This window comes from Aquisalimonas sp. APHAB1-3, from assembly GCF_048323695.1.
Taxonomy (GTDB): Bacteria; Pseudomonadota; Gammaproteobacteria; order Nitrococcales; family Aquisalimonadaceae; genus Aquisalimonas.
In genome coordinates this window covers 87,648-106,282 of record NZ_JBLWFT010000001.1, presented here as the reverse complement: position 1 = coordinate 106,282, position 18,635 = coordinate 87,648, and the positions used below count along the sequence as shown (strand labels likewise).

General features: G+C 65.4%; 18 protein-coding genes and 1 tRNA gene. 2 read left to right on the top strand and 17 right to left on the bottom strand.

What is annotated here, in order from left to right; all coding sequences use genetic code 11:
• Positions 1-39: 39 nt before the first annotated feature.
• Both ACNSTU_RS00440 and ACNSTU_RS00435 read right to left on the bottom strand, forming a co-directional pair.
• Complete coding sequence (locus ACNSTU_RS00440) at positions 40-690, bottom strand: DUF3047 domain-containing protein (protein ID WP_290631406.1); 651 nt, start codon at positions 688-690, stop codon at positions 40-42.
• A gap of 140 nt (positions 691-830) precedes the next feature.
• Positions 831-1,391, bottom strand: coding sequence for a carboxymuconolactone decarboxylase family protein (locus ACNSTU_RS00435; protein ID WP_290631408.1), 561 nt, complete (start codon positions 1,389-1,391; stop codon positions 831-833).
• 233 nt (positions 1,392-1,624) lie between these two features.
• Between ACNSTU_RS00435 and ACNSTU_RS00430 the strand changes: the two genes are divergently transcribed.
• Together ACNSTU_RS00430 and ACNSTU_RS00425 are read left to right on the top strand one after the other, a co-directional pair.
• Positions 1,625-2,650 (top strand): DUF3179 domain-containing protein, encoded by a 1,026-nt coding sequence (locus ACNSTU_RS00430; RefSeq protein ID WP_290636719.1) that lies wholly within the window; start codon positions 1,625-1,627, stop codon positions 2,648-2,650.
• A complete protein-coding gene (locus ACNSTU_RS00425) occupies positions 2,647-3,189 on the top strand; it encodes a hypothetical protein (RefSeq protein ID WP_290636718.1) in 543 nt (180 codons plus the stop codon). Before ACNSTU_RS00430 ends, ACNSTU_RS00425 begins: the two co-directional genes overlap by 4 nt.
• Here ACNSTU_RS00425 and ACNSTU_RS00420 read toward each other — a convergent pair.
• The 15 genes from ACNSTU_RS00420 to pheT form a co-directional block, all read right to left on the bottom strand.
• Positions 3,159-4,112, bottom strand: a complete 954-nt coding sequence (locus tag ACNSTU_RS00420) for a metallophosphoesterase family protein (protein ID WP_418211987.1) — start codon at positions 4,110-4,112, stop codon at positions 3,159-3,161. The two genes, ACNSTU_RS00425 and ACNSTU_RS00420, sit on opposite strands and share 31 nt — an antisense overlap.
• On the bottom strand, positions 4,112-5,506 hold the full coding sequence (locus tag ACNSTU_RS00415; RefSeq protein ID WP_418211986.1) for a sodium:solute symporter family transporter: 1,395 nt from the start codon (positions 5,504-5,506) through the stop codon (positions 4,112-4,114). The genes ACNSTU_RS00420 and ACNSTU_RS00415 overlap by 1 nt, the downstream gene beginning before the upstream one ends.
• Positions 5,507-5,631: 125 nt before the next feature.
• Complete coding sequence (locus ACNSTU_RS00410; protein WP_290637566.1) at positions 5,632-6,021, bottom strand: CBS domain-containing protein; 390 nt, start codon at positions 6,019-6,021, stop codon at positions 5,632-5,634.
• A gap of 44 nt (positions 6,022-6,065) precedes the next feature.
• Positions 6,066-6,413, bottom strand: a complete 348-nt coding sequence (locus ACNSTU_RS00405) for a P-II family nitrogen regulator (protein WP_290633383.1) — start codon at positions 6,411-6,413, stop codon at positions 6,066-6,068.
• Positions 6,410-7,921, bottom strand: a complete 1,512-nt coding sequence (locus ACNSTU_RS00400; RefSeq protein ID WP_418211985.1) for a DUF1538 domain-containing protein — start codon at positions 7,919-7,921, stop codon at positions 6,410-6,412. The genes ACNSTU_RS00405 and ACNSTU_RS00400 overlap by 4 nt, the downstream gene beginning before the upstream one ends.
• A 36-nt stretch (positions 7,922-7,957) precedes the next feature.
• On the bottom strand, positions 7,958-8,326 hold the full coding sequence (locus ACNSTU_RS00395) for a hypothetical protein (protein WP_290633387.1): 369 nt from the start codon (positions 8,324-8,326) through the stop codon (positions 7,958-7,960).
• Positions 8,327-8,330: 4 nt separating this feature from the next.
• Positions 8,331-11,039 (bottom strand): cation-transporting P-type ATPase, encoded by a 2,709-nt coding sequence (locus ACNSTU_RS00390; RefSeq protein WP_418211984.1) that lies wholly within the window; start codon positions 11,037-11,039, stop codon positions 8,331-8,333.
• Positions 11,040-11,177: 138 nt separating this feature from the next.
• Positions 11,178-11,966, bottom strand: coding sequence for a MetQ/NlpA family ABC transporter substrate-binding protein (locus tag ACNSTU_RS00385; protein WP_290637570.1), 789 nt, complete (start codon positions 11,964-11,966; stop codon positions 11,178-11,180).
• Positions 11,967-12,012: 46 nt separating this feature from the next.
• Positions 12,013-12,678 (bottom strand): methionine ABC transporter permease, encoded by a 666-nt coding sequence (locus tag ACNSTU_RS00380; RefSeq protein ID WP_290637572.1) that lies wholly within the window; start codon positions 12,676-12,678, stop codon positions 12,013-12,015.
• Positions 12,675-13,685, bottom strand: a complete 1,011-nt coding sequence (locus ACNSTU_RS00375; RefSeq protein WP_290637574.1) for a methionine ABC transporter ATP-binding protein — start codon at positions 13,683-13,685, stop codon at positions 12,675-12,677. The genes ACNSTU_RS00380 and ACNSTU_RS00375 overlap by 4 nt, the downstream gene beginning before the upstream one ends.
• Positions 13,686-13,848: 163 nt before the next feature.
• Positions 13,849-15,306: an SLC13 family permease gene (locus ACNSTU_RS00370; protein ID WP_418211983.1), complete on the bottom strand. Its 1,458-nt coding sequence runs from the start codon at positions 15,304-15,306 to the stop codon at positions 13,849-13,851.
• Between the two features lie 145 nt (positions 15,307-15,451).
• Positions 15,452-15,528: transfer RNA gene (locus ACNSTU_RS00365), tRNA-Pro, on the bottom strand.
• 55 nt (positions 15,529-15,583) lie between these two features.
• Complete coding sequence (locus ACNSTU_RS00360) at positions 15,584-15,940, bottom strand: MerR family transcriptional regulator (protein WP_290630569.1); 357 nt, start codon at positions 15,938-15,940, stop codon at positions 15,584-15,586.
• Positions 15,921-16,220: an integration host factor subunit alpha gene (ihfA, locus tag ACNSTU_RS00355; RefSeq protein ID WP_290630571.1), complete on the bottom strand. Its 300-nt coding sequence runs from the start codon at positions 16,218-16,220 to the stop codon at positions 15,921-15,923. The genes ACNSTU_RS00360 and ihfA overlap by 20 nt, the downstream gene beginning before the upstream one ends.
• 4 nt (positions 16,221-16,224) lie before the next feature.
• A complete protein-coding gene (gene pheT / locus ACNSTU_RS00350; RefSeq protein ID WP_290637813.1) occupies positions 16,225-18,603 on the bottom strand; it encodes a phenylalanine--tRNA ligase subunit beta in 2,379 nt (792 codons plus the stop codon).
• Positions 18,604-18,635 lie beyond the last annotated feature (32 nt).

The window sequence follows — 18,635 nt, the reverse complement described above, 5'->3', positions numbered from 1 at the left end:
GCGCGGCGGTGAACAACATTCGTAATTACCGTACCCGAATCACTCCGGCAGCAGGCGGATTTCCCCGTACCACGCCTCGATGGGCTCCCCCACGTCGTCACAGTCGGTCATGATTGCCAGAGCATCGACGGTGTCGGGCTCGCGGTCGTGGTAGGTCCAGAAATCGTCACGCAGGTTGCGGCGCTCGGTTACCCACCGCCCGCTCTCCTCCGGGGGGCCGGACTGCAGGGCGATCATGCGCGCCTGGGACGCATAGGCATTCTCCCAGTCGGTGCCCTGCGCCATCTCGCTTGCCCAGACGTAGTTGAGCGCACGGGTGCGCCAGCGCAGCACGCTGTGCTCGTCCACGGCGTAAAGGCGCGCGGGGTAGTCATCGCCGGCACGGACGGTTTCGTCAATGCCACTGAACGTCTCGTCCACCCGCCATTCCCATTCGACGATGGGCGTCTTGTCCAGATCCACGGACTCGTCCAGAAACAGCCCGGAGGCCGTCGCATCGGTGCACCGGGCGTGAATGGCCTGGCGACCGTCCACTTCGACGAGTTCATAGGTGGTGTCACCCTCGAACGAATGGCGATCCCACTCGAGGATATCCGACGGGGTAAACCGCCTTTCGTCCGCAGAGACGGCCGTCGCCGCCACCGCCATGCCGACAGCGACCGCACGCGCAGAACCGATGAGCCACACCATCGTCTTGCCTCCATACATTCAGGGGTACGGCGCTACCCTAACCGGCCCACGCCGGCCTGACACATTGGGGAAAACCGCAAAGCGCGGCGGGGGGAGAACGGCCGCCACTTTCCGGTGACGGCCTGTGGCGTCACGCCGGTTCAGCTACGGCCGGCGAAGGCATCATCCACCGTGGTGTGGAAGATGTGGTTGGTATAGTTGCTCAGGGTCTTCACCGCCAGAGCAAGAATGACCTCGAGCACATGCCGCTCACTGAACCCGGCGACCTTGAAGGCCTCAACGTCCGACGGCTCGGGCTTGCCGCGCGTGTCGAACATCACCTGCACGAAACGCTGCAGGGCACCGAGTTTGTCGTCCGGCGCCGGTTTGCCGGCAAGGATGGCGTCGGTCACTTCCCGGGGCACCTTGGACATGTTGTCGGCAATGGTGCCATGGGCCGCCCGGCAGTACCCGCAGTCGTTGGCGACACTGATGGTGAGAAAGACAACTTCCTGTTCCTGTGCCGAAAACCCGGATTCCTGGCGCAGTTTCGCGTAGCCGTGCTGATAGGTCGTCAGCACGCCCGGCGAGTTCGCCATGGCGCCATACATGTTCGGCACGAAGCCGAGTGCTTCCTTTGCGTCTTTCAGGCCCTTGGCGGCATCGCCCTCGGCCGTCTCCGGCGCCCTGAGATCCAGACTGGTCTGATACGGAGCGCTCATGACTCTCTCCTAGTTTAAGACCGAAAAGTCCATAATAGACCCGGCACGCCTCCCCGACAATTACGCGTTTCTACGGACCGGCCGACGCGGGTCGCTTCAGTGACCCGCGGCCGCCCCCGCGGTTGTGCGCCGAGGAACCGGCATCGCGGCGTCCATCCGTGAAACTCCCTATTGCCGGTATTGGCCATTGGCAGTGTCATGCGTAATCAGGCCTCTGTTGAAGGTGCACGATCATGCATCACCGATTCCTCGCGTGCGTTCCTGCCTTGACGCTGGCCATACCGGGGCTGGCGGATGGAGCCAACGGTCTGCCAACCACCGACCCGGCGCTGCTGCCAATGGAACTGTCCACCTACGAGACCGACATGCTCTCGGGTGGGCCATCCAAGGACGGCATCCCGTCCATTGACGACCCCGAATTCTGGTCGACAGCACGCGGCGCGGAGTATCTGGAACCGGACGACCGGGTGGTCGGCGTCCACCGCAACGGCGAGGCGCGCGCCTACCCGCAGCGCATCCTGGTGTGGCACGAGATCGTCAACGACACGGTCGGCGGCGACAATGTGGCGATCACCTACTGCCCGCTGACCGGCACCGCCCTGGGGTTCGAGCGTGGCGACGTGGAGCTGGGCGTCTCCGGCCGCCTGGTGAACAGCAACCTGATCATGTTCGACCGCGACACCAGCAGTTTCTGGCCGCAGATCCTGGGCGCGGCCATCAACGGCCCGCACAAGGGCGCCGGTCTGGACGAGTTCCGGGTCATCTGGACCACCTGGGCGCAATGGCGGGAACGCCATCCCGAGACCGAAGTCCTCACCACCGATACCGGCTACGTGCGCAACTACCGACACGACCCGTACGGGGACTACAACCCGTTATCCGGCTACTACATGCCGGAGAGCGAACGCATCTTCCCGGTCCAGCACGAGGACGAGCGGTATCCGAACAAGCACGAGATTTTCGGCTTCCGCACGGGCGCGGGGGCCTTGGCCGTGGACATGGGGCATCTGGCGAGTGAGGGTGCGATCCGGATGGAACACGGCGACGACCACATACTGGTGCTCCACGATGACGGGCTGGGGACGGCCTGGGTCTTCCGCGGCGATGAACCCGTGGACGTGCCGGATGACGTCACCTTCGGCAAGGACGGCCCCGAACATGACGCCCTGAACCACCTCGAGCCGGTGAACGGCTTCGAGGCCATGTGGTTCGCGTGGGCGGCGTTCTACCCGGACACGATGGTGGTGAACGGGCAATGATCCGTGCGCTCGCCAGTGTTGCCGGGATGCTGTATGCCGGCATCTATCTCGTTGGCATCGGTGACCTGACCTTCGATACGGGGGCCGGCTGGTTCTATCAGGGTGGCGCCGCAGGCCTGGAGCGGATGCTGACCATGCGCTCGCCGTTCCTGTTCGAGGGGATCGCCCTGGTCGAGGCGGGCTGGTGGGTGGTGCTGATCAGCCCTCTCAACCTGTTGCTCGCCGCGTTGCTTGGCGGGCTCCTCGCAGTGAATCTGCACGGCGCCGTCACGCTGTGGCGCAACCCCCGCGCCTGCAGCCTGTCATCCGCCGGGAGCGCATCCAGTGCCGTGCCCGCGCTGATCGCGGGGTCGGCCTGCTGCGCACCGAGTCTTCTGCTGCTATTGGGCATGCCCGGCCTGGGAGTGCTCGCCGCATTCTTCGGCTATCTGATCCCCCTGTCGGTGCTGGCGCTGGTGGCGTCCCGGATCTGGCAGCGGCGTCTTGGCGCGCCACGCTTCATTCAGGGCTACAGCCTGTCCGCTTCCGGCAATCCGTGATCCGGCCCCTGCCGCAGCCGCGTACCGTAGGACGCGGCTGCCGGGCTGTCAGCCGGCCAGACGCGCCGGAACCAGTCCTCCCACGCGGGAGTGACGCAGGACACCGCAACGGCATCGCAGTGGACACCGTTCACGGTGGTGCCGTACAGACGCTGCGCGGGCGGGGCCGGGCGGGTGCTGATCCGCGTGAGAATGCCCCGGCGATCACCGCGAACGTTGGGCATTCCGGTGGCACCATTGTTGATCACCAGCCGCGCCTGACCGCTCGCCGTGAACGCCTGGGCGAAGGGCAGACAGGTGTGCGTACAGGCGAACACATCCACCGCCGCGCGCCGGAACCAGGACTCCAGCTGCGGCGGTGTCTCGTCCCGTGGCGGCATGGCCTCCACGGCCAGCCCCCAGCCGGCAAGTGATTCCGGGTCGCCGTGGATGACACCCACGGCCAGACCACCGACGTGCACACGCCGTTGCCGCGGCAGTCGTGCCAGCGCCTCCACATGGGCCGGGTGCTCCCGCGCCGTCGCCTGAAGTCGCTCCATGATCCTGTTCGACCGCTCCACGGTGGCGTCATCGACCCATGCCGGATACGCGCAGCCGCAGCCCGCCTCCCCGTCCGGCATCGCCAGCTCCGCCTCCACGTTGCCCTGCAGGGCGTGGTGTCGCAGCACCTCCGCGTTGACCCGGTCGAAGGTCGTTGCATCCGCGTTGAACCAGTTGAAATCGCCGTTGAAGAGCAGGGTCGGTGCGGGCTGCCCGGCGGTTGCCTCCTCGGCTGCCATGTGCAACACAGCCTCAAGAGCGGCGGTATTGCCGTACAGCCCGCCGATCACGTAGAGCGTCTCCGCGGTCAGGTCCGGCGCACGGTCCAGTTCCGCCGGATCGGTGCGGTAATGCAGCGGGCAGTGGCGCCCCGGCGACTCCATCAGCTGCTCCCTCCCGCGCGTTCCCGGCGGCGCACCCCCAGCGCAAAGGCCGCCATGCCCCCCGCCAGAATGAACACGGTAACCACAAGCAGTTTGCTGTAGCTGTGCTCCACACCGGTGAGAGCACCGATCCAGGCCACATACCCGGAGTCTTCCAGGAAGTACACAACGGACCCGGCCATGGCCAGCCCGAACGTAACCAGCAGGCTCCAGCGCGCCACATCGCGCCCGAGCAGAATGGAGAAGACGATGACAGGCGCCAGGAACAGCGAGGCCGTGCCGCTGACGGCCACCGCCGCGAACAGATCGTCCGTGCCCACCAGGACCAGCACCAGGCCACCCAGGGCAGTGGCCACCATGGCGAGCCGCCCCCATGTGGCCGATCGGCGCACCAGCCCCATATCCACCACCACCAGCTTGGCCGTGCTGGAGTAAACGGAATCCATGGTGGACGCCGCGGACAACACCAGCGCCACCGCAAGCACCAGCATGGCGCCGCCACCGAGCAGCGGTTCCAGGGAGGCGAGGAAACCGTCTTCACCGCCATCGTTCAGCCCCGCGAACACGCCCAGCAGGCCGAACGCCAGTATGCAGAACGACGAGAGCCAGAACGCGTGGAGAAAGCTGTGCCGCGTGGTCCTGCGGTCGGCGATGAAGCCACGGTCCATCATCACCGGGTCGTGGAGCGGATAACTCAACACCTGTAACAGCGCCACCGCGAGCAGGATCCAGCCCGGGCTGGACAGCTCCGGGCTGCTGACCACGATCGCCCCGGCACTGAACAGCGGATGCACCAGCGCAAACCCGAGCAGCAGCACCAGAGCCCCCCCCAGCAGCACCATCTGCAGGGCATCGGTGCGCAGCGAGGCGCGCAGCCCGCCAACGGCCGAATAGATCAGCGTCACCGCCGCCACGGCCACCATGGCCAGATTACTGGCCTGATCACCGGCGGCGGCGAACACGATGCCGATCACCAGCAGGTTGGCGAAGACTTCGCTGAGCAGCCGCAGACTGATCAGCAGATTGAAGCACCAGGTGCCGGTGCGCCCGAACCGCTGGAACAGGAACGCCTGGACACTGCTCGCGCCGTGATGGAAACGCAGCCGGTCGGTGATCAGCCAGCCCGTGAGGAACGAGCCGTAGTAAGCAGTGTAGGCGAGCACCCCGGCGATGCCGAAGAAGTAGCCGAGTATCCCCGCGTTGAGCAGGGAGCGGGCGAAGATCCAGGTGGTGACCTGGGAGAGTGTCAACGTGAGGACGCCGGGCGGTTGCCCCGTCTCCGTCCAGCCACGAAAGAAACCATCCGCCGTTCGCACGCGCGGTGACAGGGCGACACTGGCGACGGCGAGGCCGACGACGATCAGCGTCAACACAGGAATGTTCAGGCTTTCCACGGGCTCTCCCATGACGACCGGCGTTCTGGACGCCTGAACGCTACCTCACCGCCATGGGAGCGAAAATACGCAATTCTCCGGTGTTGCCAGCCCGGCCTCAGCGGAGTACGCGAAGTGGCGAACCATCAGTGCTCCGCCATCTCCAGAATCGGGGTCACGATGTCGTTGCGGGCGACGATGCCCTCAAGCGCACTGTCGCGCAGCACGACGACACGACGGAAGTTCTGCCGCACCATCAAGCGGGCCACGTGTTTGACGTGCATCTCCGCATGCACGGTAATCACCGGTTTGGTGCACACGTCATAGACGTTGATGAGGTCGATGTCGCCCTCTTCCGCGACGATGGTCCGCAGGATGGTAGCGTAGGTAATCAACCCGTAGGCGTCGTGCTGATCCTTGCGCTCGACAACCAGCGCCCGGACGTTGTTGCTGCGCATGGCCTGCATGGCCTCGCGGATCGTGGCCAGTGGCGAAATGGTGACCACGTCGGTCTGCATGATGTCTTTCACTAGCATGGATGGGCTCCCAGGCGGTGTCTCGACGGCGCCGTTACGGCGACTCAGATATCATCCCGGATGCGGGACTCGAACTGCTCCAACTGCGCCATATCGATGCCGGCGATATGCTCCAGCGGCAGCGTGAACACCACCCCCTTGCTGGTGGCGTTCAGATCCAGATCCCGAGTGATCTGCTTCAGCACCCGCACCGAAAGCTTCTTCTCCAGGACGAACAGCAGCACCGACTGACTGCCCTCGTAAGTCAGCCCGAAGAAGGTCTTTTTCTCTTTCGTGCCAATGCCGCGGGCATCCATGATGGTGACGCCACCGGCACCGGCCTGCTTGGCGGAATCGATAGCCTGCTCTTCCAGATCTTCGGCCAGGATGGCCACCAGCGCTGCGAATTTCATGTCGCACCTCCTCTCGCCTTGGCGACGAGCTCCACGCCGATAGCGTAGAGCATGACGGAAATAATGGGGAAAATGGACGCGAACGCGATCAGACCGAAACCATCAATGAGCACGCTGCGCCCCTCGATATGGGTTGCCAGGCCGATCCCCAGGGCCGTGACCAGGGGTACGGTCACCTCGGAGGTCGTGACCCCGCCAAGATCGAACGCCAGAGCCACAATGTACTTCGGCGACAACCAGGTGAGCAGAATAACCAGCGCGTAGCCGCCCATGATGTAGTAGTGGATGGAGTCGCCGGTGATGATGCGGTGCACGCCCACGGTGATGCCAACGGCCACACCGGCGGCCACCAGCAGCCGGATGACATTGCCCTTGAGCTGCCCCTTGGCCGCCTCTTCGGCCTTCTCGCCAATGGCGATGAGCGCCGGCTCGGCCATGGTGGTGGCAAAGCCGATACAGAAGGCGAACAGGTAGACGAACAGGATCTGCTCGCGGGCGATGAGCTGCTCGGCCATGCTCTCGCCGATGGGGAACAGCCCCAGCTTGAGCCCCACCACGAAGGCGTACAGGCCGACAATCACCAGCACGAAACCGACCATGACCTTGTGCAGGTGAGCAATGTGCTTGCGCAGCACCAGATACTGGAACACCAGCACCACGGCGATGATGGGCAGCACATCCCTGACCATGACCAGCAGATCGCTCAGCATGCCGAGCGCAAGACTGCCGGCAACCGGGTCGGCCACGCCGTCGGTTTCTGCCTGCATCTCCAGCCCGTTACCTGCCACGTCACCGGTCTCGCCGAAGGTGTACACCACGATGCCGTAGAGCTGCACGGAGATCATGGGCACCAACACCGCCAGTGCCACCAGGCCGAAGCCGTGCATGAGCGCGGTGCGCCCGCGGATGGAGACCGCCAGGCCGATACCGAGGGCCGCAATCAGCGGCACAGTGACGATGTTGGTGGTCACGCCGCCGGAGTCGTAGGCCAGCCCGACGATCTCCTCCGGCGCAAAGAAGGTCACCAGCACCACCAGCAGGTAACCGGCAATCATGTACCAGTGCAGGCTGTGGCCGAGGATAATGCGCACGATGCCAAGCCCCACCACCGCACCCACGGAGGTGGCCACGAGCAACCGCAACGTGAACGCATTCACCCGCCCCTCGCTGATCACTTCGGCCTGATCCGCCACGGCGATCAGCGCCGGCTCGGCGATCACCGCGGCAAATCCCAGGGAGAACCCGAACAGCATCAGCAGCACCAGCGAGCCGCGCCTGGCAAGCTGGTTGGAGAGGTTCTTGCCGATGGGGAAAATGCCCAGTTCCAGCCCTTGCAGGAACAGCGCCACGCCAAGCACCACAATGCCCAGGCCAACGGCCATGGACAGCAGCCCGTCGGGCACTTCCTGCATCACCGCGAACTGGAAAAAGCTCACCACGGCGATGATGGGCAACAGATTGCGGAAGGCATGCTTGAGGATGCCGTAGAATTCCCGGAGCTGATTCACTGGCTGCAGGCTTCCTCTGCTGCTGTGCGCATGGGTCTACTCCGAAGCCCCGGGTCCGTCGCCCAGATACTTGCGGATGGCCGCCGGGTCGATACCGCCGGTGGCATCCACCGGCGCCACGAACGCAAGCCCCTGAAAGGGCCGCAGCAGCTCCAGCTCACGGTTGAGACGGGCGGCGATGCGCGTCGCCCGCTCGCCGTCCAGCACCCAGAGCAGCACCACCCCGATCCCCCGATAGGTGACGCCGAGGACGGTGATGTGCTCGGGAAAGCCGATGCCCCGGGACGGCAGAATGGTAACACCGCGGGCCCCTTCCTCCCGGGCAATGGCCAGCGCCGACTCCTTCAGCTCATCGGCCACCGCCGCGATCAGCAACGAGGCACCCTGGCGTTTGTCGTCGATCATGATCCTACCCCGTTTCCACCCACGGCAACCGTCGCAGCACCATCTTCTCGAACTCCACGATCACGAACACCGCCGCCCCGAATGCCAGGATTCGTGCCCAGTCGTCCGGCCCGATGGCGGTGGTTCCGAACAGGGTATGCATCAGCGGTGCGTAAGTGAACGCCAATTGCAGCAGCACCAGCACCCCGATGGCAATCCACATGGCCTGGCTGCGCAGCAGCGCCCCGCCGACCAGCACCGGTTGGTGGATCAGCCGCAGGTTGAGCAGGTAGAAGGCCTGGCCGGCCACCAGCGTGTTGATGGCCACGGTGCGGGCCACCTCGTCCGAGGCGCCCACGACTTCTTCCATCCACACGAAATGGCCGAAGGTCCCCAGCCACAGGAGGATGGCCACGAAGGGAATGCGCCAGAGCAGAAATCCCGACAGCAGCGGTGCCGCCGGATCCCGGGGCGGGCGCCGCATGACGCCCGGCTCGCTGGGCTCGAACGCCAGCGCCATGGCCAGGGTCACCGAGGTGACCATGTTCACCCACAGGACCTGCACCGGGGTCAGCGGCAGGGCCAGGCCCATGAGAATGGCCATCATGATGGTCAATGACTGCCCGGCATTGGTGGGCAGCATGTGCAGGATGGCCTTGCGGATGTTGTCGTAGACGGTGCGGCCCTCTTCCACGGCGTGGGCGATGGAGGCGAAGTTGTCATCGGCCAGCACCATCTCCGAGGCCTCCTTGGCCGCCTCCGTGCCCTTGTTGCCCATGGCCACGCCCACGTCCGAGCGTTTCAGGGCGGGGGCGTCGTTGACGCCGTCACCGGTCATGGCCACCACGGCACCCTCCGCCTGTAGCGCGCTCACCAGACGCAACTTATGCTCGGGCGTGGTGCGGGCGAAGACGGCGGCCGTGTGGGCAGTGCGGCGCAGGGCATCGTCATCCATGGTGTCCAGTTCATGGCCGGCGACGGCGCTCCGAGCCGCTTCGCCGAGCCCCAGCAGCCGGCCCACGGCGCTGGCGGTCACCAGGTGGTCTCCGGTGATCATCTTGACGCCAACACCAGCCTCACGGCACTGAGCGACGGCGCGAATGGCCTCTTCCCGGGGCGGATCGATAATGCCCAGCACGGCCAGCAGCGTGAACCCGCCGGCGTCCACATGGGGGTGATCCAGGGCGGTCTCTCCAGTGGCCGTCCGCATCGCCACGGCCAGTAGGCGCTCGCCCTGGCCGGCAATGTGGTCCAGGCAGTCGTCCCAGAAAGCGCGGTCCAGTGGCTGGTCGCCATCCGCGCCGCGTTGGGTGCTGCACAGGTCCAGAACCCGCTCGGGCGCGCCCTTGAGCACAATGTACCGGTCGCCATCCAACGGGCCGTGGAGCGTTGCCATGTACTTGTGGTCGGACTCGAACGGGATGACGTCCAGCCTCGGGTGCCGCTGCTCTTCCTCGCTGCGGTCGAGGCCACCCTTGCCGGCAAGCACCAGCAACGCCCCCTCGGTGGGGTCGCCCTCGATGGCCCAGTCGCCCTGCCGCTGGATGAGCCGCGCGTCGTTGCAGAGCAGACCGGCGCGCAATACCTGGCGCAGCACCTCGTCATCCAGCGCTTCAATGGGCTCGCCGTCATGGCACAGCTGCCCGGCCCCGGGGTCGTAGCCCACCCCTTCCACCTGGACCCGGCGGTGCGCGCAGGCCACGGTGGAGACGGTCATCTCGTTCCGGGTCAGGGTGCCGGTCTTGTCCGAGCAGATCGTGGAAACGGAGCCCAGGGTTTCCACCGCCGGCAGCCGGCGGATGATGGCGTTGCGCCGCGCCATCTTCTGCACACCAATAGCCAGGGCGATGGTCAGTATCGCCGGCAGCCCCTCGGGAATGGTCGATACCGCCAGGCTCACGGCGGCCAGGAACATCTCGTCCAGGGGGTAGCCGCGCACCCAGTACCCGAACGCGAACGTGGCCGCCGAGATCACAAGGATGACGCCCGCCAGCCAGCGCCCGAACTGCTCAGTCTGCCGGATCAGGGGGGTCTGCAGGCTGTGCACCTCGGTGAGCATGCCCGAGATCCGCCCCACCTCCGTTTCATCCCCGGTTGCAGTCACGACACCCAGCCCACGGCCAAATGTCACCAGGGTCCCGGAGTAGGCCATGCACACCCGATCGCCCAGTGGCGCATCGTCGGCCACTGCATCCACCGACTTGGCGACCGGCACGGACTCGCCGGTAAGCACGGCCTCGTCGATGCGCAAATTCTTGATCTGCACCAGACGCAGGTCGGCGGGCACCTTGTCGCCGGCCTGGAGCACCACGATGTCCCCCGGCACGACGGTATCCGCCGGAATCTCCTGGCGTTCCCCTTCACGTATCACCAGCGCGGTCGGCGACAACATCTGGCGAATGGCGTCCAGCGCCTTCTCCGCCCGCCCCTCCTGGACAAAGCCGATCAGGGTGTTGATCAGCACCACCGCAAGGATCACGCCGGTATCCACCCAGTGACCGAGCAGCGCCGTGCCGGCTGCCGCGGCAATGAGGATATAGATCAGAACGTTGTGAAAGTGGCGGAAGAACCGCACCAGGGGACCGGCGGTCTCCGGAGGGCGCAGGCGATTGGCCCCGTAGCGCGCCAGACGGCTGTCCGCCTCAGCAGCGGCGAGACCGTCACGGTGCGCCTCATGGGCCTCCATGGTGGACTCGACGGATTGTGCGTGCCAGGACTGCCGCGCGTCAGACATGCATCTCACCAAAGCCATTGAAGAGGCCTCACTCTACCCACTCCGGGATGAGAGGCAATTGATACAGATCACCCGGGATGGCAAGCAGAGGTGAGACAGTGCCCGGCACATATACCGCCGGGCACGGGTTGGCGGGGATCAGAACGCCGGTACAACGGCACCGTCGTACTCGTCTTCAATGAAGGTGCGAACCTCGTCACTCAGCAACACCTCTTTCAGCGCCTGGACCGCCTCGCTGTCCGCGTTGTCGGGGCGCGCGACCAGGTAGTTCACGTAGGGCGACTCCGCGTCCTCGATGGCCAGGGCGTCTTCCACGGGGTTGAGGTCCGCTTCCAGCGCGTAGTTGGTGTTGATCATGGCCACATCGACCTGGTTCAGCACACGCGGGAGCATGGCCGCTTCCAGCGCTTCGAACTCCAGATTCTTCGGGTTCTCGGCGATGTCGCTCTCAGTGGCGGAAATGCTGTCGCCATCCTCCAGAGTGATCACGCCCAGTTCGTGGAGCAGCAGCAGGGCGCGGCCACCGTTGGTGGGGTCGTTCGGAATGGCAATGGTGGCGCCATCCTGCAGATCGTCGAGACTGTTGATGCGGTCGGAATAGGCGCCGAAGGGCTCGATATGCACGCCGGCGATGGCCACCAGATCGGTGCCCTGGTCAGTATTGAACTCGTCCAGATACGGCTTGTGCTGGAAGAAGTTGGCGTCCAGCCGCTGCTGATCCACCTGGGTGTTGGGCTGGACGTAGTCGGTGAAGACCTGGACGTCCAGATCCACGCCGCGCTCTTCCATCATGGGCTCCACGAACTCCAGAATCTCCGCGTGCGGGACCGGCGTCGCGGCGACGCTGAGGCGCTCATTGGCGAGGGCATTGGCGGTGGACAGAAGGCCCGCCGCGGCGATAACGGTAACGACATGGCGCAAGTGCATTGAGACTCTCCCTGATGTTGGTTGAACGGGAACGAACCTGATCCGGTCACCGGCGGCTGAAGTACAGCACCAGCCGGTCACCAAGCATCTGCAGCAACTGCACGAAGACCACCAGCAGCACCACCGTGACCAGCATCACGTCGGTCTGGAAGCGCTGGTAGCCATAACGGATCGCCAGATCCCCCAGCCCGCCCCCACCGACGACACCTGCCATGGCGGCGTAGGATACCAGGGTGATGGCGGTCACGGTGATGCCCGCGATGATCCCGGGGCGCGCTTCAGGCAGCAGCGCCCCCATGACGATCTGCCAGGTGGAGGCACCCATGGCCTGCGTGGCCTCGATGATGCCGCGGTCCACCTCCCGCAGGGAGGTCTCCACCAGCCGTGCGAAAAACGGCGTGCCGGCGGCGACCAGCGGCGGGATAACGCCCCGCACACCCAACGACGTGCCCACCAGCAGCACAGTGACGGGGATCATGACGATCAGCAGAATGATGAACGGGATGGAGCGCAGCACGTTCACCACGAACGACAGCACCGCGTAGAACGTATTCTGCTCCAGCAGCTGGCGCTTGCCGGTGAGAAACAGCAGCACCCCGAGCGGCAAGCCGAGGAGCACAATGAAGAACATGGAGCCACCCACCATCAGCACCGTATCCCAGGTGGCGACGCCGATTTCGTCCCAGCGGATGTTGACGAAAAAGTCGCTCATGGTCGCAGCACCTCCACGCTGACTCCGGCACCGTGCAGGGCCTGCTCGGCGCCGTCCGTGTCACCACCGATCAGCGACAGCGTGATCTGCCCGTAGGGCGTGTCCTTGATGTGGTCGATCCGCCCGTTGAGGATGCTGTAGTCCACGCCGGTGCGGCGGGCGATATCACCGAGCATCGGCGTGTAGGTGGCTTCACCCTGAAAGGTGAGACGCAGCACCCGGCCCGGGACATGTGCAAAGTCATCGTGCAGTTCGTCCTCGTCGATGTGCTCGGTCTCGAAAACGAAACGCTGCGTGGTCCGGTGCCGCGGGTGCAGAAAGACCTGCGCTGCCGTGCCCTGCTCGACCACTTCGCCGGCATCCAGCACCGCCACCCGGTCACAGATGGTGCGGATGGCGTCCATCTCGTGGGTAATCAGAACGATGGTCAGCCCCAGCTCGCGGTTGATGTCGCCGAGCAGCCGCAACACCGACTGGGTAGTCTGGGGGTCGAGGGCGCTGGTGGCCTCATCGCAGAGCAGAATGCGCGGCTCACAGGCGAGCGCCCGGGCAATGCCCACGCGCTGCTTCTGCCCCCCGGAGAGTTGCGCCGGAAACTTGTTGGCCTGATCTGCCAGCCCCACCCGATCAAGGAGATGATCCACCCGCTGCTGCATCTGGTCACGCGAGTACGTTCCGGCCAGCTTCATGGGGAAACGCACGTTCTCGGCGACCGTCTTCGACGACAGCAGGTTGAAGTGCTGGAAGATCATGCCGATGCCGCGGCGCAGCGCCATCAGTTCACCGCCCCGGCTGTCGGTGATGTCGTCACCATCGATACGGATGCGGCCACTGCTGGGCCGCTCGATCAGATTGATGAGCCGCAACAGAGTGGACTTGCCGGCACCGGAGTGCCCGATCACCCCGAACACCTCGCCGGCACGGACTTCCAGATTGATATCGCGGAGCGCCGGCACGTCGCGGCCTTCCACGCGATACGACTTTTGAACGTCCTCGAATTCGATCACGACACAGCTTTCCTGGTCCGCGCAACGTCGCGGGGGAGCACCGTGCGGTCTTGCTGCCGGACACGAACTCCCGCCACCCGAAAGCGCCGGATTATAACGTGACCGACGCCGATCGGATAATCCGAACAGCTATCAGGTTATAACGAGCGCACGAACCAGGCGTTCAGCCCTGCAGGGAGATCCCCATAACGATGGGAAGAACCCAGTAGATGAACGCCGTCGTCAGCACGATGGTGACAACATTCAGGAGCAACCCTGCCCTGGCCATCTGCGGCACCGTGACCGCGCGGCTGCCGAACACCACCGCGTTCGGCGGCGTTGCCACGGGCAGCATGAACGCGCAGGACGCCGCAACAGCGACGGCGGCCATCAGCGCCAGCGGGTGAAAGCCGATGGCCACCGCCAGTGCCCCCATCAAGGGCACGAACAGCGTTGCCGTCGCCGTATTGGAAGTGACTTCGGTGAGAAACACCACCAGCGCAACGCAGGCCGCGATCATGAGCAGGACCGGAACGCCGGCCAGGCCCTCCAGGCCGGTCGCCATGGTCTGAGACAGCCCGGATTCGGTGAATCCGGCCGCCAGTGCGAAGCCGCCGCCGAAGAGCAGGACGATGTCCCAGGGAATGGTCACCGCCGTTTTCCAGTTCAACAGCCGCTCACCCGAACCATCACCGGCGGACAGCAGGAACAGCACCAGCGCGCCGGCGATGGCAATGCTGGAGTCGTTGACCTGGTTGAGCGCCCCTTCCGGAAGAAAACCGCGGAACACCCACGCCAGCGCCACGGTCACGAACACGATCAGCACCCGCCGCTCGGCCACACCGATGGAGCCGATCTCCTGCAGCTCGCGCCGCACCAGACCCCGCCCACCGGGAAGACTGGCTAGGTCACGACCGTGCCGCCCGAACGCCAGATACCCCCAGGCGATCACCAGCATGATGACCGACAACGGCAGGCCGAACGCCATCCACGCGGCGAAACTGATCTCGATGCCGTAGAGCTCGTTGGCCATGCCCGCCAGCACAGCATTTGGCGGCGTGCCAATGAGCGTCGCTACACCGCCGATGGAGGCGCTGTAGGCAATGCCCAGCATCAGCGCCACGCCGAACCCGCCGGACAGGGTCTCGCCAGCGCGGTCCGCATCTTCCCGGCTCTGCTGCAGCACCGCCATGGCGATGGGCAACATCATCATGGCGGTGGCGGTATTACTGATCCACATGGACAGCACGGCGGTCGCCAGCATGAAACCCAGGATCATCCGGCGCGGGTCCGTGCCCACCAGGTTGATGGTGTGCAGCGCGATACGGCGATGCAAGTTCCAGCGCTGCATGGTCACGGCGATGAGAAAGCCGCCGAGAAAGAGGTAGATGAGGTCATTGCCGTAGGCGCGGGTGACATCCCCCGGGGCCAGTACGTCCAGGGCGGGAAACAGGACGATGGGGACAAGCGCGGTGGCCGCCAGAGGCAGCGCTTCGGAAATCCACCAGGTGGCCATGAGAATCGCCACTAGCGCCACTGCCCACTCGCTCGACTCCAGCCCGGCGGGTGGCCCGATGAGCAGGCCTGCAATCAGAACACTGGGGCCGAGATACAGTCCCACACTCTGCCTGGAAAGGGCCATTGCGCGCTCCTTGACTCGAAACCGGGTTATCCGGCGAGAGTCGTCGGGATGGGCTGGTTGTCGTGATCGATCGCGTTTCGCTATCCCAAACAAAAAAACGGCGAGCCGGTGGCTCCCATGCCTCCTGACTCGCCGTTTCAGAATATGGTCGGGGTGGCAGGATTTGAACCTGCGACCACCTGCACCCCATGCAGGTGCGCTACCAGGCTGCGCTACACCCCGAGAAGGCTGGCAATATTACACAAAACCGCGGGGCCGTCCAAGCCTCGCGTCCGCATCAGCGCTTGAGCGCCTGCGCCACTTCCTCCAGCTCCAGCCGGACCTGATGGATCACCTGTTGGCTCTGATTGAGATCTTCCCTGGCATCGTCACCCGAAAGGCGCTGACGCGCCCCGCCAATGGTGAACCCCTCCTCGTACAGCAGGGACCGGATCTGGCGGATCAGGATCACGTCCTGGCGCTGGTAATACCGTCGATTGCCACGGCGCTTGACCGGCTTGACCTGCGGGAACTCCTGCTCCCAGTAACGCAGCACATGCGGCTTCACGCCGCACAGTTCACTGACCTCACCGATGGTGAAGTAGCGCTTGGCCGGGATCGCCGGCAGTTCGTCGTTATTCCCCGGTTCCAGCATAGGCTTCTACTCTCGCCTTCAGTTTCTGACCGGGCCGGAAGGTCACCACGCGCCGGGCGGAGATCGGGATCTCTTCACCGGTCTTGGGGTTGCGTCCTGGCCGCTCGCTCTTGTCACGCAGATCGAAATTGCCGAAGCCGGACAGCTTGACCGCGGTTCCATCTTCCAGGCAAGAGCGGATCTCCTCAAAAAAACACTCTACCAGATCCTTTGCTTCCCGCTTGTTCAGTCCCACCTCTTCGAACAGACGCTCCGCCATGTCTGCCTTGGTCAAAGCCATGCGATTATCCTCTCAACTCCGCGTGAAGCTCGTGGCGCAGCTGGGCGACCACACGGTCCACTACAGCGTCCACGTCACTGTCTACTAGCGTGCGCGATAAATCCTGCAAAATCAAGCCTATACCCACACTCTTCATGCCATCACCGACGCCCTTGCCCTGATACACGTCGAACAGGATCACGTCCTGCAGCAACTCGCCGCCGGCCTGGCGCACAGTTGCGTCCAGGGCCGCGGCAGAGACGGATGCCTCCACAACAATCGCCAGATCACGGCGAATGGACGGGAACCGCGACAGCGGCTCGAAGGCCGGCAAGCGCGCCTCCTGCAGCACGTCGAGGCGCACCTCGAACAGGAACGCCGTGCCGTCGAGTTCAAGCCGGCCCTGCAGCTGCGGATGCACCGCGCCGAGCCAGCCAACGGGCTCCCCGTCCAGTTCCACCCGTGCGGTCTGACCCGGGTGCAGCGCCGGGTGCGTATCCGCCACGAACCGGAAGGCCCCGCCACGCCCGGAGACCGACAGCAGAGCCTCCACATCGCCCTTGATGTCGAAGAAGTCCACCGGTCGGGGCCGCTCTGCCCACTGCTCCGGCGCAACCGGGCCCAGCACCACGCCCGCAAGCATCGGCTCCTGGGCAAGATCGTCCAGGGCGCCACGGAAGCGCAGCCCGGTTTCGAACAGCCGCAGGCGCTGCTGCTGCCGGTGCCTGTTGTACACGGCCGCTTTCACCAGCCCCGGCCAGAGGGACGTCCGCATCACCGCCATCTCGGCGGAAATGGGATTCGCCAGCGGGACCGGCGGATGATCGGGGTCAAGCAGGGCCTGCACGCCCGGCTCCACGAAACTGTATGTCACCGCCTCCTGATAGCCGCGATCGACCAGCACGTCCCGCAACCGCGACAGCGGCAACTGCGTTTCAGACTGCGGCTGGATTCGCGCCGGCGTCGCCGGACGGGTCTCGGGGATACGGTCGTAGCCGTGAATGCGCGCCAGCTCTTCGATCAGATCCGCCTCGATGCTGATATCGAAGCGGTAGGCGGGCACCCGCACCTGCCATTGGTCGCCCTCGGCGGTCACGGTCATGCCCAGCCGCTCGAGGATACCGACCACTTCGTCGGCCGGGATGTCCATACCGAGGAGCTGGCGGATGCGCGCCGCACGCAGCGTCACGTCCCGCGGGGCCGGGACATGCGCTTCGTCCACTTGCTCCAGCACCGGCCCCGGCTCACCGCCCGCGATGGCAGTGAGCAGTGCCGTCGCCCGCTCCACGGCGCGCACCTGGCCAGCCGGGTCAACGCCCCGCTCGAAGCGATGGGAGGAGTCGGTGTGCAACCCGTATTGCCGGGCCCGGCCGGCGATGGCGTCCGGCGCGAAGAACGCACTCTCGAACAGGATATCCGCCGTGGTGTCGCCCACGGCGGAGTCCGCGCCACCCATGACGCCCGCCATGGCGAGCGGCGCCTGATGGTCGGCGATCACCAGTGTCCCGGCGCGCAGTTCTACCGTGTCATCGCCAAGTAGCCGCAGGGTCTCGCCGTCACGCGACTGGCGCACGATGATCCCGCCCTGAATCCGGGCGAGATCGAAGGCGTGCATGGGCTGCCCCAACTCCAGCATGACGTAGTTGGTGACATCGACCACCGGGCCGAGGCTACGCACGCCGGCGCGGCGCAGACGCTCCTGCAGCCAGATGGGCGACTCGGCGCGTACGTCCACTCCGCGTACCACGCGGCCCACATAACGCGGACAGGCCACCCCGTCGTCGAGATCGATACTGACGCGGTCATCGGCAACCGGTGCCACGGATTCGGGCTCCGCCGCCGTCACGTCGACCGCGGTCAGAGCGGAGACTTCCCGGGCGACACCGTTCATGCCCAAGCAGTCGCCCCTGTTGGGGGTGAGATCCACTTCGATGACGGCGTCGTCCAGCTGCAGCCACTCGCGGAGATCCCGGCCCACCGGCGCATCGGCCGGCAACGCCATCAGCCCGGCGGCATCGTCACTGAGCCCCAGCTCACGGGCCGAACAGAGCATGCCGGTGGACTCGACCCCGCGCAGCTTGGCGCGCTTGATCTTCATGCCCTCCGGCAGGACGCCGCCAACCCGCGCAAGAGGCGCCTTCAGGCCCGCCCGCACATTGGGCGCACCACAGACAACCTGCAACGGTTCTCCGCTGCCGTCATCCACGCGGCACACGGAGAGCTTGTCGGCGTCCGGGTGGGCGCTGCACTCCAGCACTTCGCCCACCACGATCTGCTCAAAGGCCGGCGCCGCCATCTCCACGCCATCCACTTCGAGCCCGGCCATGGTGAGCCGGTGGGCCAGCGCCTGGGTATCCAGGTCCACGGGCAACCACTCGCGTAACCAGTGTTCACTGATCTTCATCCGGACTCCTCAGCTCAATCACCGTCACCGCG